Here is a 14854-nt window from a genome sequence, read left to right as displayed (position 1 = left end):
CAGTGAAATCTGCCAAATAAGGCTTCTGGTGATCGTTAGCGCTTGAAAAGCCCTTATTCGCTACGAATAAGGTTTCTGGTGATCGTTAGAATATTACGTTGGACTTTCCTCAGACTTGGTTTTTCATTTTTGAAAATTTGGGATATACGGATAAATGGTGGGTTGGGTTGGGTTGGGTTGGGTTGGGTTGGGTTGGGTTGGGTTGGGTTGGGTTGGGTTGGGTTGGGTTGGGTTGGGTTGGGTTGGGTTGGGTTGGGTTGGGTTGGGTTGGGTTGGGTTGGGTTGGGTATGTTGTCTCGAATGGCAAACAAAAAAAAAGACCACCTTACACACGAAGAGGTCTTCCATTCTAAGTTGTATTTATAGGTTTTGCTGGATCGCTTCCCAACCGTTTGTTGTTGCCGCGGCGTACACCCTCAGGGGACTCACTGTTGCTAAGTGCCCTTTCAGTAGCCCGTCTCTCCCTCTGCTATCAGGCTTGTCCATCTACCATCTAGGTTAACACACCTACATAGAAACCAATCGAGATAAACACAACGCACCAAACAAATGCACCGATTCCAGAAATAACAGCATATCTCCCCATCCTCATGCGGCTCATGCCGGAGAAACAGCACATCAGATTCCGCACGCCTGGGATGAAGTAACCCACAATAACGGACCAGGACCCATATTTGAGAAACCACGTTTCTACCCTGCTAAATCGCTTGGCATTTACCCCAATCCATTTACCGTACTTGTCAAACAGGGGCCTGCCGGCTTTTCGGCCAATCGTATAACTCAGTATGCCTCCCGTAAACGCACCGCCAAAGCAAACAGCGATGGATGCGGAATAATCCAGAACGGATATCGAGGCGAGATAACCGACAAAGGTCATCAACACCTCATCCGGAATGGGTAGCCCAATAACACCAAGAGCGAGTAAACCATATATTGCGAAATACCCATATTGACTAATAATTTCTTTAGCAAATTCCATAACTTGACTCGCTCCTTATTTCGGTTCCACAATATCCTTCTCATGAGAGGGCAGTATTTGCTTCAATGAAGGGAAACGGATTTGACTAACCATGAGACCGGATAATACCACAATTACAAGATATGCTACAGCATGATTAAAATAAGGGCTCCATAGAGCGAAGAAGGACATCAGTCCACCTGCAAAGGTAATCGGCATGCCGACAAAACCGCTAACCGGTGTTTTCTGGCAGTTGTAACGCGCAAGACGAAGCGCTCCGCACACCGGGAACAGGGCCGTCAATGCCATACCGAGCATACCCACTTCTGTCATCGAATTCAGGTAAAGAATCAGCACAGGCGCTGTACCGAAGGAAACCACATCCGCGAGTGAATCCAGCGCCTTGCCAAATTCCCCTTCGCAATGAAGCTTGCGTGCTGCATAACCATCAAATAAATCAAAGAACATCGCTACCCATATCATCGTCACAGCCAAGGCAAACTCCCCATGAATCGCCATAATGACCGCAAGCATCCCCGAACTTAAATTCCCCAAGGTTAAAATGGATGGTAAAGACTTCATAAAATTTAACTTCCTTTCATACTAGGCTTTAGGAAATGTAATATAAAAACGTACGCCATCCGGTGTGTTCTCCACACCGTAACCACATCCGTGCAGATCCAGGATCTGTTTCGCAATGGCCAGGCCTAGCCCGGTCCCTCCCATTTTACGATTGCGCGAGCGCTCTACACGGTAGAACCTCTCCCATATATATTGCCTTTCCTCTTCCGCGATGTGTTCACCTTTATTCTCGATTGTAACGTGAACACAACCTTCATGTCTGTTAATCTCAATCATTATATCGGTTTGCGGAACCGCGTGACGTATAGCATTCATCATGATATTGTAAAATACTTGCTCAAGCTTGCTTCGATCTCCTTCAATGGTCTGCTCCGTAGTCGATACAAGCACCACTTCAAGTCCTTTATCTTTCAACTGAGGCCCAAGGCGCCCAGCAATATCTTCAATCATATCAGCCAAAGCAATCGCTCCGGTATTTAATTGGATCGCGGCAGATTCAAGTCTGACCAGATCCAGCATTTCCTCAACCATTGTTTCCATCTTGATCGCTTCGTCAACAATAACCTCAATGTAGCGCTCCCGCTTGTTTTCACTGACACCGTCTTTCAGACCTTCGGAATATCCCTTAATAATGCTGATCGGTGTCTTGAGTTCATGAGAGGCATCGGCAAAAAATTTGCGCTGACGCTGTTCAATCTGCTGCTTCATCTCCATATCGGTACGCATCTGGTCATTGGCTTGCTTGAGTTCCTCCAATGTTTTACCTAAGGTGCCTGATAAGGCATTGAGACTTTCGGAAAGACTACCGATCTCGTCCTTACGCCGAATCGGAGACTTCACCGTAAAATCTAGCGTAGACATCTTCTTCGCCACATGATTTAGAGCGAGCAATGGCTTGGTTATAATTCGGGACAATAACAGTGCGAGCAAAAGAATCAGTACAAACGCGCCTATACCAAAGTATCCGTAAAATAAACGTGTTGCCTCGTTGGCTTCTCTCATCTCCTGTAGTGAAGTCAGTGAGAAAATCAACTGTTGCTCCGCTCCGGAACGGTGCACGGGAGCAATCGTAATGACGTTACGAACACCACTCCAGCTGTCCATCCACTCTTCATTAATCATCTTCCCGTTAGACAACATCTGCTGATCGTCTGACGATAAGGGGAATCGACTTTCGAGAGCCTGCACGAGAAGCCCCTGCCTCTGACTCCACGTAGCAAGGTCAGGCAATACAACTTCCGTTAGCACCCCCGTCCATTCCTGAACGGGTAGCAGTGATTCCTGAAAAGTTTCTGTGCCCCATGCTGCAGAAGCTCCATCCTGAATTTTAAATGGGTACACCATAGGTTCCGGCTTCTCCTCAACGCTGGAGGGCCCTTTTACAGTCAGCTTTTGCCCAAATTTGAGATGAGACCTAATCCACCCAGCATTTTCACTATTGATGAATAGTGACAAGGACACCTTCACACGTTTGCCGTCCTCCTGAAGTAGCGTAATGTGAAAGGGATCATCCACCAACTTGCCTGTGTTCGTCAAAATGACGAGATGGGACTGATTTTGCCTCATGAACCTGCCTGTTTCCTTCGCAAGCTGCAGATCACTCCAGCGACTGGCCGAATACTGCTGTTCGAACTTGGATAGTTTCTTTTTCATACTGGTAATCTTCTGATGCTGGTAGAAATCGGGAAACCAGATCAACTGGGCAAGCACCGTTGTTCCGTATAATAGGAGCAGAAATCCGGCCATGACCAGAAACAACTTCATCGTTACGCCATTTCTTCTCATGCTTCTGCCTCAAAACGATACCCCGTACCAATCACAGTACGAATGCACTTCGCTTCATCGCCCAGTTTGCTACGAAGCTTTTTGATATGTGTATCCACCACACGGGAATCCCCTTCAAAATCGAATCCCCATACCCGATTTAATATGGCTTCCCGGGATAAGACAATGCCAGCATTGCGAGCCAGATAGAGTAGCAGATCATATTCTTTAGGCGCAAGCTCCAGCTCAATCCCGTTTCTCTCCAAACGTCTGGCCCAGGGGTCGAGAGTTACATCGCCAAAGCGAATCAAACCCTGCTCTCGCCCCATCGCACCTTCCACTCGTTTCATCAACGTGTCCGCCCGTGCAACCAGAACCCGGGGGCTGAACGGCTTCGTAACATAATCATCTACACCTAATTGGAACCCGTGGATCTTATCATCATCCTCAGACTTAGCGGTGAGCATGATAATAGGTACGGTGGAAGTGGAGCGAATATGCCCGCATAATGTCCATCCATCCATTTCAGGCATCAATACATCCAGAATGACCAGGTCTACCTCATGTAAAGCTAGTTGTTCCAGCGCCTGCACGCCATCCTCGGCTTCAATTACATTCCATTGTTCTTTTATAAAATAATCGGCCACAATCTCACGAATGCGGCTTTCGTCTTCTACCAGAAGCACGGTTCTGACCATGACCGACTCTCCTTCTTTATTTCTATAGATAACATACCTGCTCCATGTGTCGTTCATGTGTCCTGATTCATCCATATAAATCCATTTATATTCGGGAATAGCTCCATCATATATACGATTAATATATACCAAAAGTTACTATTTTTTATCAAAATACGCAAAAAAAGAAGCAGCCAACAGATACTACGCTGTTCGTTGACCGCTCCTGAGATGAAATTCGGGATATGCTTATCAAAATTATAGCTCTGCTGCAACCTGTCCTATTGAGGACAAACTTATACAAAACAGAAATTAACGTTGGTGCTCCAAACGATGGGCTACGTGCAAAGTAGGCCCAACAAAGCGGTTCAACGGGAACCCGCCAGCAATCGCTTTGGTTACAAAAGCTTTTCCTTCACGTACAGCCTCTTTCACGGAGAGTCCACGAGCGAGCCCGGCAGTAATAGCCGCAGATGTTGTGCATCCTGCACCATGGGTGTAACCGGAACCGACAACATCAGCTTCGAACCAATCGTAATTGGTTCCGTCATAGAGCAAATCCATGGCTTTACCCGGGTTAATTACACCGCGGTCTTTAATCAGGACATGTTTGGCACCATGCGCGTGAATAGTGGCTGCCGCAGCTTCCATCTGCTCTTTCGAACGAATCGGGCCACTCTTTGCCAGTTGGGAAGCTTCGAAGAGATTAGGTGTTACAAGATCCGCACCCGGGAGCAAAAATTCGATCATGGCTTCGGTGTTTTCCGGCTGTAGCACCTCATCCGTACCTTTGCACACCATAACTGGATCGATAACGATTTGCGGCAGACCGCTACGGCGAATATGTTTGGCAACAAGCTCAATGATATCCACTGAACCGAGCATGCCCGTTTTCATCGCGTCAAAACCAATCCCGTCCAGCACCGTGCGAAGCTGCGCCTCGACTACATTTAATTCTACAGGAAAGACCTGGTGATCCCATGTCTCAGGTTCCATGGAAACAACCGTTGTTAATACGGTCATGCCGTATACGCCTAGCTCCTGGAATGTTTTCAAATCCGCTTGAATGCCTGCGCCACCGCTCGTATCCGAGCCAGCGATTGTTAATGTTTTCGGAATCGTCATGGTCGTTCTATTCTCCTTCGTGTTTCAGTTGACACTATCCTATCCCTTGTACGAGCGGATGTCAATGGCATGTGAGGCCATACGTATCATGCTTTTCAGCAAAAGAGAGATCATATCTTAATTCAGATCTTTGGTTTCCAACCTTGTCATGGAACGTGTAGCGATCCATAAGCCGATTGCACCCAAGGTCAACGGAATTACGATGATGTTATTGACCGACATGGTAGGTCCATTGGAACCGCTGAAACCCGAGCATACGATGAGAACAAGAAAAATGGAAGCAACCATTGTAGCCGTCACCGAATGCTTGCGCATACCGAAGAATAGAGGAATCAGAGCCATGGCGGCGGCAGATAGGGAACTGATGGTATATTTCAGCACGGTCTGTCCCAAAGCTGCTGGTCCCAGCGGCTCGGTAATAAAACCGTAATACTGATTTACGACTAGCAGGAGCGCACCCATTAAAATGTCCGTAAACATAATCATCGCAAACGTAAACACAAACACTAACATTAACTTTGCACCAATGATTTTATGCCGTTTGATCGGATAGGTAAACATTACATTCATTGTTTTGTCCCTATACTCGCTAATAATCAGTTTGGATATCAAGGAACCGGCAAATATAATAAACACGGCCCTGGAAAATGTATCAATCAGCGTAAAGGCCCCGTGGTAATCGGCCAAGGCATAATCTTCAGCCCCAAAATCTGTGACACCAATCAGGATCATAAATAAAAGAATGCTGACAATGGCGATACCCGCGCCCACGAAATTCCGGGCAAAGCGATGCTTGCGCCATTCCAGACGAATGAGTTTAAGCAACGTCATCAGCTCCTTTCATCAGACCCATGAAGTGCTCTTCCAGGGAGTGCGAACGTTTAGAGATCGACTCCACCTCAACCCCGTGCTGAACCAGCTTGCTGTTAAGATCGGAAGCCGTTATATCTGGGTCATAGACACGAAGCGTCTTCTCATCAAACAGCTTATAATTGCTCAGATGCAACAAATGTTCTACGACGTATGCAGCCCTCCTAGGATCCGCAGCCTGTACTTCAATATAATCGGTATGACTGCCACGAATACTCTCCATGGATACTTCTTCGACAAGCCTTCCTTCACGAATGATACCAATCGTGTCCGCAACCTGCTCCACTTCACCCAGAATGTGACTGGAGATCAACATCGTAATGCGATATTCTGTGCTCAATCGTTTAAAGAGATCACGCATCTCTTTGATCCCCACCGGGTCAAGTCCATTGATCGGTTCATCCAGAATTAACAACTCGGGTGTCGTAATCAGCGCACGAGCCAACCCAAGACGTTGCTTCATACCGAGAGAGAAGTCCTTCACAGGTTTTTTGCCCGCATCCTTCAAACCGACCATTTCCATATATTTTCCAATCACCTGTTTGCTCGTGAACCCCATATACTCACAGTGCAGATCCAGATTTTCCCATGCAGACAGCTTGTCATAGAAAAAGGGGTACTCGATAATACTGCCCATTCGTTTCAATAATTCGTAAGAGTCCGGGTTTAGCTTTTCGCCAAAGAGTTCGATCTCACCCGCAGTAGGTTTAACAAGGTTGGTTAACATTTTCATTAACGTTGTTTTCCCTGCTCCGTTTGGCCCTAAAAATCCATAGATTTCACCTTGCTTAATATTCATGTTAACGCCAGATACGACCTCTGTTCCTTCGTACACCTTGGTAAGATTTATGGTCCGTGCTATATAACTCATCTGGTCATTCTCCTTTACGTCCCCTGCTCGGGTGCTTATATCTGTATTGTAAAGAAAAAAGTCTGCTTTTTTATTAATCAAATCTTACAAAAATCTTAAGTTGGAACGCGTGCTGATTTATTCAGACACTTCAATGGAAAATTGACCTGTATACGAATAACCAGCAACTTGGAATAGTTAAGTCTTTACGGCTCTACAACCATTTCTTCCAATGTAAAAGAAAAAACCGTACGCTGATGTGGCACGCTATGCACTTCGATACGTCCACCCATGCGTTCAACGAGCCGCTTCGTGATAGTTAAACCGAGACCGCTACCCTGATACATCCGATTACGGGAATCCTCCAGCGTGTACATTCGTTCAAAGACACGACTGTGCTCCTGTTCCGGGATACCTTTGCCACGGTCCCATACCTGCACAGTAACGGGCTCTCCTTCTCTGTTCAGTATAGCTATTCCGAGTTCCTTGCCGTCGGCGCCATATTTCATCGCATTGGTGATCAGGTTGTCCAGCACGCGATCCAGTGCCTCTTCGTTTGCGCGAACGAACACATCCTGCTCCGGAATGCTCAGCTCCACTTGCAACCCCAGCTTCGTAAGCAATTCGTAAAACGATAACATTTTCACCCTGCACAACTCACTAATATTCACCCGGCTAAGTTCCAGCTGACGGTCTCCCGATTCAAGCTTGGCGAGATCAAAAAAGGAATGCATCAAACGCAGCACTTCCTGTGCTTTATCCTGTATTTTCTCCGTCATTCCCCTCCGCTCCTCATCGGTCAGAGAAGAACTGTGCAGCAGCGTTTCACTGTACCCGAGTACAACCGTAAGCGGGGTCTTCAAATCATGTGAAATGTTGGAGAGCATATGACGCATTTCTTTCTCCTGGTTGGCATAATCTGCTTTGGCCAGATGGGCGTGTTCAAGCAACCGGTTCATGTCGTTTAACAGCCGGCTTACCTGTGCATCACTATCAAATACAAGCAGTCGTTCAAACGAACCTTGCTCGAGAATACCAGACACTTTATTGTGAATATACGTTAGATGCGTACTTCGTTTACGAAGCTTCGATGCAAGCGCAATAACAGCACTCAAAAGCAGAATCGTAGATACAGCAAGCGACCACAGCATAATGTTCATAGCGGTTCCGCCTCCAGCTTATACCCAATGCCCCATAACGTTTTAATGTAACGTGGAGAAGAAGGATCAACTTCCAGCTTTTCTCGCAAGCGGCGCATATGTACGTTGATAATATTTTCATCGCCATAATAGTGATCATTCCAGACGGATGCGTAAATCTGAGCCTTGGTGAACACTTTACCAGGATGGGTGACCAATAATTTTAAAATGCCGAATTCCTTGGACGTTAACTTGATGGGCTCTCCTTCACGCTCTACCTCATACGTTTCCATATCTACCACAAGTCCGCCAAGGATTATTCTGTGGTCATGTGTCTCTTCTTCCGCAGGCTGGGCGGTGTAATTGGCACGGCGGATGGCCGCTTTGATGCGAGCTGTCAGCTCAATCAGCGAGAACGGTTTGCTCAGGTAATCATCAGCCCCGAAGCCAAGGCCCAGTGCTTTATCTACGTCCCCATCTTTGGCAGATAGAATTAGCACGGGGACCAGACTTCTCGCGCGAATGGTTTGCAGGACGTCCATCCCGCTGCGATGCGGCAGCATCAGATCAAGAATAATCAGGTCAAAACCAGGCTTCGCCTCGTTGAACAGCCGTTCTGCCTCCAGACCGTCATAGGCATATGTAAGGTCAAAGCCCTCTTTTTCCAAATAGGGACCGACCATCTCGCTAATCGAACGATCGTCTTCCACAAGCAACAAGCGATGACTTGACATAAACTCCCCTCCGGTAAAAACATTTTCTATGAAGCTATTCTATAAGACCGTTTTCTTTATTACCTCACAGTTTGATGAAATTGGCAATGATCGTTCAAAAAAACCTGACCAAGCAGGCACTTCAGATTCAAGTGTGCTTCATCAGGCTTATATGACGTAATTAATGACGTAATTTATGTTGTTAATTATGGTGAGGTTTTCTCTCACTTCATTGATATAACCAGTATTGATCAACGTTCATTCAATTGCTATGCATGTTCCCCACGAATCCAGCACAATCCGATTGTCCCGGCCCCGGCATGAATGCTGACTACTGGAATAAATGGCATGATTTCTGTTTTCAAACGCGGAAGCAGCTCCGCAATCTGCTGTTTGATACTATGAGCTTCGTCTTGATTGTTTGCATGCATAATGCATACATGTTTTACCTTTTCCATATCTTTTTTCAGCATCTCAAGCATGCGCTCTTTGGTACGTTTGAACGTGCGAATCTTCTCATTCACCACCACTTTCCCCTCTTCGAATCGAAGCAACAAGTGGATCTTTAGCAATTGGCTGATGATTAATTGTGTCCCTGTCACACGACCGCTGCGATGAAGATTTTGAAGACTTGCAGGAATCAGATAGAAAGACATGTTATCAATCATCTGTTCGATACGTGTTTTAATTTCAGCAGCCGAACATCCCTGTTTCTGCCATTCCAGACCCTGCAGAATCATCTCCCGAAGAGGATAGGCTCCTGCCCTAGAATCAATTGCGGTAACCGTCACGCCTGCCATCTCCGCTGCCTGCATCGAGGTGTGGAGCGTTCCGCTAAGTGCCGTGGAGCAGTGAATCGTTATAATCTCATCGTACCGATCCTTAATGGATTCATACAGTTCGATAAACTCGCCAATCGGCGGTTGTGAACTGCTCGCGCGCGATGAAGCTGCCAATTTCTCATAAAATGTATCGGACGAGATTTCCTCGGTCTCCCGGTAACATTCCTCGCCAAATACAATGCGCAGCGGCACGATGTAGATATGATTTTGCTCCGCAAAAGCGGAATCCAGTGTACTGGTGCTATCGGTGACCCATGCAATTTTCTTCATGACATCCTTCTCTCTTGCCGGATTGTTCGTGCTGGTATTATACCCATCGTCAGGCACATGCCCGGCGGTTATTTTAAATTTGAATAAACACAATTGTAAACGCTTGCTGTTTTACCTCTTCATTATAAAGGAATTCTCCCCTGCCTGTCTTGTGGCGCATTCATGAACACTCCCTCACGTTCCAGTATTCGCTAAAAAAATGTCTTGCCTGTGAAGGAATATATTGGTATGCTGTTGTCCTTCTCTCTTTTTCGCCTTGACTGAAGTGAACGGGTCCGCCGTTCAATCCACTTATCGGAGGTGTCATATGCTTTATTTCACGTTGGCTTCCAAAGCCTACGCCCGAAACCTGCAATATCGCGGGGCACACATGGTACATAACCTGGCAAGCGCCATGTTTGGCTACATGTATGCTTGTCTCTGGATCGGTATCGGGGCCGACCACCAGCTCGGAGAATACGGAGTTCAGGGGATGATCAGCTATATTGCCTTCACGCAAGCATCACTCTGGATCTCAGGCTTTCTGACCAACGGACTCGGTATTCCGCTCAGTGTCAGGACAGGGCAGATTGCACTGGATCTCATGCGTCCAGTACATCTGTTTACTCACCTGATGGCACGGGAATGGGGGCAGATCGCCTACCAGTTCGTGTACAAAAGCCTTCCGATCTATCTTCTCTACTCTATCGTTTTTTCCCTGAAATGGCCTTCAGAGGCCTGGACTTTAGGTTATGCCGCACTTGCACTTGCCGGCGCAGCGTACTTGTCCATCTGCATGAACTATATCATCGGAGTCACATCGATGTGGACTACGGAATCGTCCTGGCTGCACTGGGCCAATCATGCCCTGATGAACCTGATGGCCGGTTTCTTTATCCCGCTGGAATGGCTGCCGAAATGGCTGGAACAACTGGCCTGGCTGTCGCCTTATCCATTTCTGCTTTACGTCCCTACCCGAATTTATCTTGGTTTTGAAGATGGCTCCTTGTTATGGGGAACCTTGCTTTGGTGTGTAGTCATGACGTTAATCTGTCTTGCCCTTACCCAAGTGTTACGCCGTAAAGTGGAGGTGCAGGGAGGATGAAACCTATCTCGTGGTTCCACTTATATAAAATACTCATTCGAACCAGCATCCGCAGCCGGATGCAGTACAAGTTTAACTTCGTGCTGGGAGCCATCCTGGCCGCACTGATTCAAATCTCCGAATTTCTGATGGTCGCGTTAGTACTGCACAAATTCGGTGCAATTAAAGGCTGGTCATTACATGAAATTGGTTATCTCTTTGCCATCATGACCTTATCCAAAACGTTATATCGCACATTCGGCAATGAAGTGCATCATCTGGAAAAATATTTGGTGGGCGGCGAGCTGGATCAACTGCTGACACGACCTATGCCTGTCCTGCTGGCACTGATGCCGCAGAACTTCCGCATCATGATTGGCGAAGTACTTCAAGGTGGATTCATTCTATGCTGGTCGCTTGCGGGGATGATGCACAGCGGTCAGATCGGCTGGACGGTTATTCCTCTCTCCCTGTTCGTCATTGTGACCGGAGCCATCATTCTTTTTTCCATCGGACTCGCTACAGCGACTCTTGGTTTCTGGACCACACGCATCGAGGAGTTGCAAGTCATCACAGAGGATGCAGCCCGCACCGCGGCTCAATATCCGCTCACCCTCTATCCCAATTGGATGTCCAGCCTGCTGTTGACCGTCATTCCCGTCGGATTTGTAAACTATATTCCATCCCTCTACTTGCTTCGCGGTGAAGGCGGCGCTTGGGTGCTAGCCGTCATTGCTGCGGTAGCCGTGATATGTCTGGTAGCCAGTTTGCGGTTCTGGGCGTTCGGCATGACTAAATATCAAAGTACGGGTAGTTAGAGAAGTTATATACATTGAACGATTTATTTACACATTAACGGAGGAGGCGAAATACACATGGATATGATTACAGCACGCAACCTGCAGAAACAATTCAAAACCCCTGTCGTGCGGGAAGGGCGCTTCTCAGGGGTACGCACCTTGTTTTCACGCCAGTATGTAACCAAAGAAGCGGTACGTGATATCAGTTTTGATGTCAGGCAAGGAGAGTTTGTTGGTTACATCGGCCCCAATGGGGCTGGTAAATCCACTACGATCAAAATGCTGACAGGCATTCTTCACCCGACTGCGGGCGAGGTGATGCTTGGCGGGATGAATCCACATGAGGAACGGCTTAAAACGGTTCGCAAGCTCGGCGTTGTGTTCGGACAGCGAAGCCAGCTCTGGTGGGACTTACCCGTGAAGGATTCCTATGATATTTTGGCAGAGATGTACGGCGTGAGTTCGGATGTCAAAAAGAAACGGCTGTCCCAGTTCGCTGAACTGCTGGATCTCGAATCATTCTGGGCGACCCCGGTTCGCAAGCTCTCTCTTGGGCAACGCATGCGGGCCGATCTGGCGGCATCCATGTTGCATGATCCAGAGTTACTCTTTCTCGATGAACCCACCATCGGACTGGACGTGAATGCGAAGCGAAATATACGCCAGTTCCTGCGCACATTAAATGAAGAGTTTGGCAAAACCATTCTGCTCACTACACACGACATGGATGATATCGAACAGCTATGCAGCCGCGTCATGGTTATTAACCACGGACAACTGACCTATGACGGAACCATCGCCTCCCTTCGGGATACGATCGGTCTGCCTACATTGATCCGTGTGGCCTTCCGTGGACGGATTCAACTGCCAGATGCGTTGCCTTCCGCCATTCAGGTTACAAGTATGGACAATCAGGTGCTGACGGCACGGGTGAACCGGAAGGAATGGCGTACGATGGACATTTTGAAAGAGCTGGAGCAGTGGGGAGAGATTGACGATATTGAGATGAAGGAACCTGACTTCGAGGATGTCATTCACAAAGTCTATTGATTCGTCCAGGGGTTGGCCTATTTTATAGTGAAACGGGTTACAGGACTGTTCGAACGCCGTTACAGGAGAGAGGGACATGACGTACTGTAGTAACGGAGGTGAGGGTCATGCTTGTGACCAGACATGTTCTTGCTGCACCCAGTCCCTATGCTACGCCTTATTACATCGTACGCGGAACCAATCCCGGACCCGTCATGATGATTACATCCGGAGTTCATGGCAATGAAACCGCGAGCATGGCCGCTGCGCAGAAGCTTGCCGATGATTATATGGCGGGACGACGTGTGATCCATCGCGGAACGTTGATTATTGTGCCGAGAGTCAACCAGCAGGCTTATGCCAAAAAAATCAGAGGCAAACCTGACCTGAACCGCACCTTTCCTCGTCGAAAGTCAGGAAAATCAAAGCATCCACTGGCAGCCGCCGTGTTCAAGCTTGCACGCGAGCATCAGCCTGACTGGTGGCTCGATCTGCATGAGGCAAACGGTCTGTCACAGCTCAGTCCACGTGTGCTTGGACAAACGCTGATCACCAATCCCGGCAGCTCCAGCGTGCCGATCTGCCGCAGGGTGATTGAGCGCATGAACCGCTCTATACCGGTGGGCAAGCATCATTTTAATCTGAAGCGGCATGAGTTGCCGGGCTCCGCTCGGACAGCGGCTTCAAGGTTGCTACATGCGAAGTCTGTCACCGTGGAAACGTGCTGGAGCCTGAAACGCGCTGTACGGATCAAGTACCAGACGGAGATTGTACATTCTTTTCTACGTGAAGCAGGCATGAGTTGAGCGAAAAACAAAAACCACCTCCAATGCAGCAAAGCCGATGAATGACATCGACGGGCGCAATGGAGGTGGTTATTTTAGTATCATTGATTCTGCATCACGAATTCCAGTAAGTTCCGACCTTCTTAAAAGGTATACCGATCTGTTTTCCAATACCAGAATTTCTCTCCCTGAGAGAGAATAAATCGCTCCAGCCATGTTTCCAAATTAGTTGCTCCAGGTTTCAACCTGTTTATAGCTGTCATCTTCCCCGCAGAAGTAAATATTTCAATCTGGCCATCATTTTGGTCAGACCATTCTTTAAACGCTTTGAATAACTTCATCATAAGGCTCCTTATCAGTAAACTGACTTGTGAAATCAATCTTGAAGCAGCGATTCTATGCTTTATTTCTCCATGTTTTTTATATCAGAAACAACCTGAAAACCTTTAGCTTTTCCGCTCAAGTACCCCTGTTCATAAAAATCAATTCCATCGGGGGTTATTGTAATTGCCACCATTTCCACATCATTTTCTACCGAATCGGCTACAATGTATTTTCTATCTAATAAATAGGTTATCGCCCTATGTTTTTCGATGTGTTCCGTTTGGTAAAATACGCTTTTAGAAACAACGGCAGACTCACTTGTTGTAAACCATATGGTATAAAGCTCTGCCAGAATATCGTACCTTTCTTGTATCCTCTCTTTTATGGCTACTTCTAGATCATCAAGCATACTGAATACCTCCTTTAATATATAGGAATAAGCAAATATTCTGATCCAACGCCGTATCCTCTTGCCAACCGAAATAAAGCTCTGATTCTCCGATTCGAATAGGTACGTGACGCTAACCAACCTCGAATGGAGGATTCAAACGTTGTATTCATTATAATCGTTTCTCTCCCCACATTTCCTGCACGTTACATACGACTTGTCTACTCTTAAAATAGAAAAAAAAGAGCCGTGATTACGGCTCTCTCTTCTCTACTCTGAAGGACTGGATGTAACTATCGATTTCGTCCTCAGGTACAAGCAACAATCCGGCCAGATGTTTTTGCATCTGCTCCAGATGTTCGATGTGCTGTTGAATGTCGGTGATCCGTTCACGGACAAGGGTCTTCAATGTTTCTTTTTCCATATCGTTATTGCTTAGCAACTCTAGCGTTTCCTTTATTGCTTTCAGCGAATAACCAAGCGTCTGTGCACCCTTGATAAACTTCACTTTGACCAAATAATCCTCGGTGTACACGCGATATCCGTTGGAGGATCGGTGCGGAGCAGGCAATATGCCGCTATCCTCATAATATCGAAGCGTGGCCATACTTACTCCCGTCTCTTTAGCCAATTGGCCTCTTGTCATGGTCTGCACAACGCTCTCCCCTTTCCAAC

The 14854-nt window shown here is 47.1% G+C and carries 17 protein-coding genes; 4 read left to right on the top strand and 13 right to left on the bottom strand.

Annotated elements, in window-relative coordinates; translation table 11 throughout:
- Positions 1-493: 493 nt before the first annotated feature.
- The 10 genes from Q9R46_RS00205 to Q9R46_RS00160 form a co-directional block, all read right to left on the bottom strand.
- Positions 494-979 carry a DedA family protein gene (locus Q9R46_RS00205; RefSeq protein ID WP_145334762.1) on the bottom strand — a complete coding sequence of 162 codons (486 nt, stop codon included), beginning with the start codon at positions 977-979 and terminating at the stop codon, positions 494-496.
- 15 nt (positions 980-994) lie between these two features.
- Positions 995-1540: a CDP-diacylglycerol--serine O-phosphatidyltransferase gene (pssA, locus tag Q9R46_RS00200; RefSeq protein ID WP_123065912.1), complete on the bottom strand. Its 546-nt coding sequence runs from the start codon at positions 1538-1540 to the stop codon at positions 995-997.
- A gap of 21 nt (positions 1541-1561) precedes the next feature.
- Complete coding sequence (locus Q9R46_RS00195; protein ID WP_311278489.1) at positions 1562-3325, bottom strand: sensor histidine kinase; 1764 nt, start codon at positions 3323-3325, stop codon at positions 1562-1564.
- Positions 3322-4002 carry a response regulator transcription factor gene (locus tag Q9R46_RS00190; protein WP_311278488.1) on the bottom strand — a complete coding sequence of 227 codons (681 nt, stop codon included), beginning with the start codon at positions 4000-4002 and terminating at the stop codon, positions 3322-3324. Before Q9R46_RS00190 ends, Q9R46_RS00195 begins: the two co-directional genes overlap by 4 nt.
- 291 nt (positions 4003-4293) lie before the next feature.
- Positions 4294-5106 (bottom strand): bifunctional hydroxymethylpyrimidine kinase/phosphomethylpyrimidine kinase, encoded by an 813-nt coding sequence (gene thiD / locus Q9R46_RS00185; RefSeq protein ID WP_145334753.1) that lies wholly within the window; start codon positions 5104-5106, stop codon positions 4294-4296.
- 117 nt (positions 5107-5223) lie between these two features.
- Positions 5224-5931, bottom strand: a complete 708-nt coding sequence (locus Q9R46_RS00180; protein ID WP_311278487.1) for an ABC transporter permease — start codon at positions 5929-5931, stop codon at positions 5224-5226.
- The gene (locus Q9R46_RS00175) at positions 5924-6847 is read right to left on the bottom strand and encodes an ABC transporter ATP-binding protein (protein ID WP_311278486.1); all 924 of its coding nucleotides are present in this window, start codon (positions 6845-6847) and stop codon (positions 5924-5926) included. The genes Q9R46_RS00180 and Q9R46_RS00175 overlap by 8 nt, the downstream gene beginning before the upstream one ends.
- Positions 6848-7032: 185 nt before the next feature.
- Positions 7033-7977, bottom strand: a complete 945-nt coding sequence (locus Q9R46_RS00170) for a sensor histidine kinase (RefSeq protein ID WP_397386360.1) — start codon at positions 7975-7977, stop codon at positions 7033-7035.
- Positions 7978-7982: 5 nt separating this feature from the next.
- Positions 7983-8699, bottom strand: a complete 717-nt coding sequence (locus Q9R46_RS00165; protein ID WP_311278485.1) for a response regulator transcription factor — start codon at positions 8697-8699, stop codon at positions 7983-7985.
- A gap of 248 nt (positions 8700-8947) precedes the next feature.
- On the bottom strand, positions 8948-9790 hold the full coding sequence (locus tag Q9R46_RS00160; RefSeq protein WP_311278484.1) for a DegV family protein: 843 nt from the start codon (positions 9788-9790) through the stop codon (positions 8948-8950).
- A gap of 307 nt (positions 9791-10097) precedes the next feature.
- Here Q9R46_RS00160 and Q9R46_RS00155 point away from each other — a divergent pair, with 307 nt between their 5' ends.
- From Q9R46_RS00155 to Q9R46_RS00140, 4 genes are all read left to right on the top strand, one after another.
- Positions 10098-10874: an ABC transporter permease gene (locus Q9R46_RS00155; protein ID WP_145334739.1), complete on the top strand. Its 777-nt coding sequence runs from the start codon at positions 10098-10100 to the stop codon at positions 10872-10874.
- Positions 10871-11671 (top strand): ABC transporter permease, encoded by an 801-nt coding sequence (locus Q9R46_RS00150; protein ID WP_311278483.1) that lies wholly within the window; start codon positions 10871-10873, stop codon positions 11669-11671. Before Q9R46_RS00155 ends, Q9R46_RS00150 begins: the two co-directional genes overlap by 4 nt.
- 63 nt (positions 11672-11734) lie before the next feature.
- Complete coding sequence (locus Q9R46_RS00145) at positions 11735-12703, top strand: ABC transporter ATP-binding protein (protein WP_311280907.1); 969 nt, start codon at positions 11735-11737, stop codon at positions 12701-12703.
- A 107-nt stretch (positions 12704-12810) separates the two neighbouring features.
- Entirely contained in the window at positions 12811-13488 is a 678-nt protein-coding gene (locus Q9R46_RS00140) for a M14 family metallopeptidase (protein ID WP_311278482.1), read from the top strand.
- Between the two features lie 122 nt (positions 13489-13610).
- Here Q9R46_RS00140 and Q9R46_RS00135 read toward each other — a convergent pair whose 3' ends face one another.
- The 3 genes from Q9R46_RS00135 to Q9R46_RS00125 form a co-directional block, all read right to left on the bottom strand.
- Positions 13611-13808: a hypothetical protein gene (locus tag Q9R46_RS00135; protein ID WP_311278481.1), complete on the bottom strand. Its 198-nt coding sequence runs from the start codon at positions 13806-13808 to the stop codon at positions 13611-13613.
- Positions 13809-13870: 62 nt separating this feature from the next.
- Positions 13871-14200, bottom strand: coding sequence for a hypothetical protein (locus Q9R46_RS00130; RefSeq protein ID WP_311278480.1), 330 nt, complete (start codon positions 14198-14200; stop codon positions 13871-13873).
- 232 nt (positions 14201-14432) lie between these two features.
- On the bottom strand, positions 14433-14825 hold the full coding sequence (locus tag Q9R46_RS00125) for a MerR family transcriptional regulator (RefSeq protein WP_311280906.1): 393 nt from the start codon (positions 14823-14825) through the stop codon (positions 14433-14435).
- Between the last annotated feature and the right edge of the window lie 29 nt (positions 14826-14854).

It is taken from the genome of Paenibacillus sp. RRE4 (assembly GCF_031844205.1).
GTDB classification, from domain to species: Bacteria; Bacillota; Bacilli; order Paenibacillales; family Paenibacillaceae; genus Paenibacillus; species Paenibacillus xylanexedens_B.
Note: the sequence above shows the minus strand (reverse complement) of the source record. Positions and strands in the feature narration are given on the sequence as shown.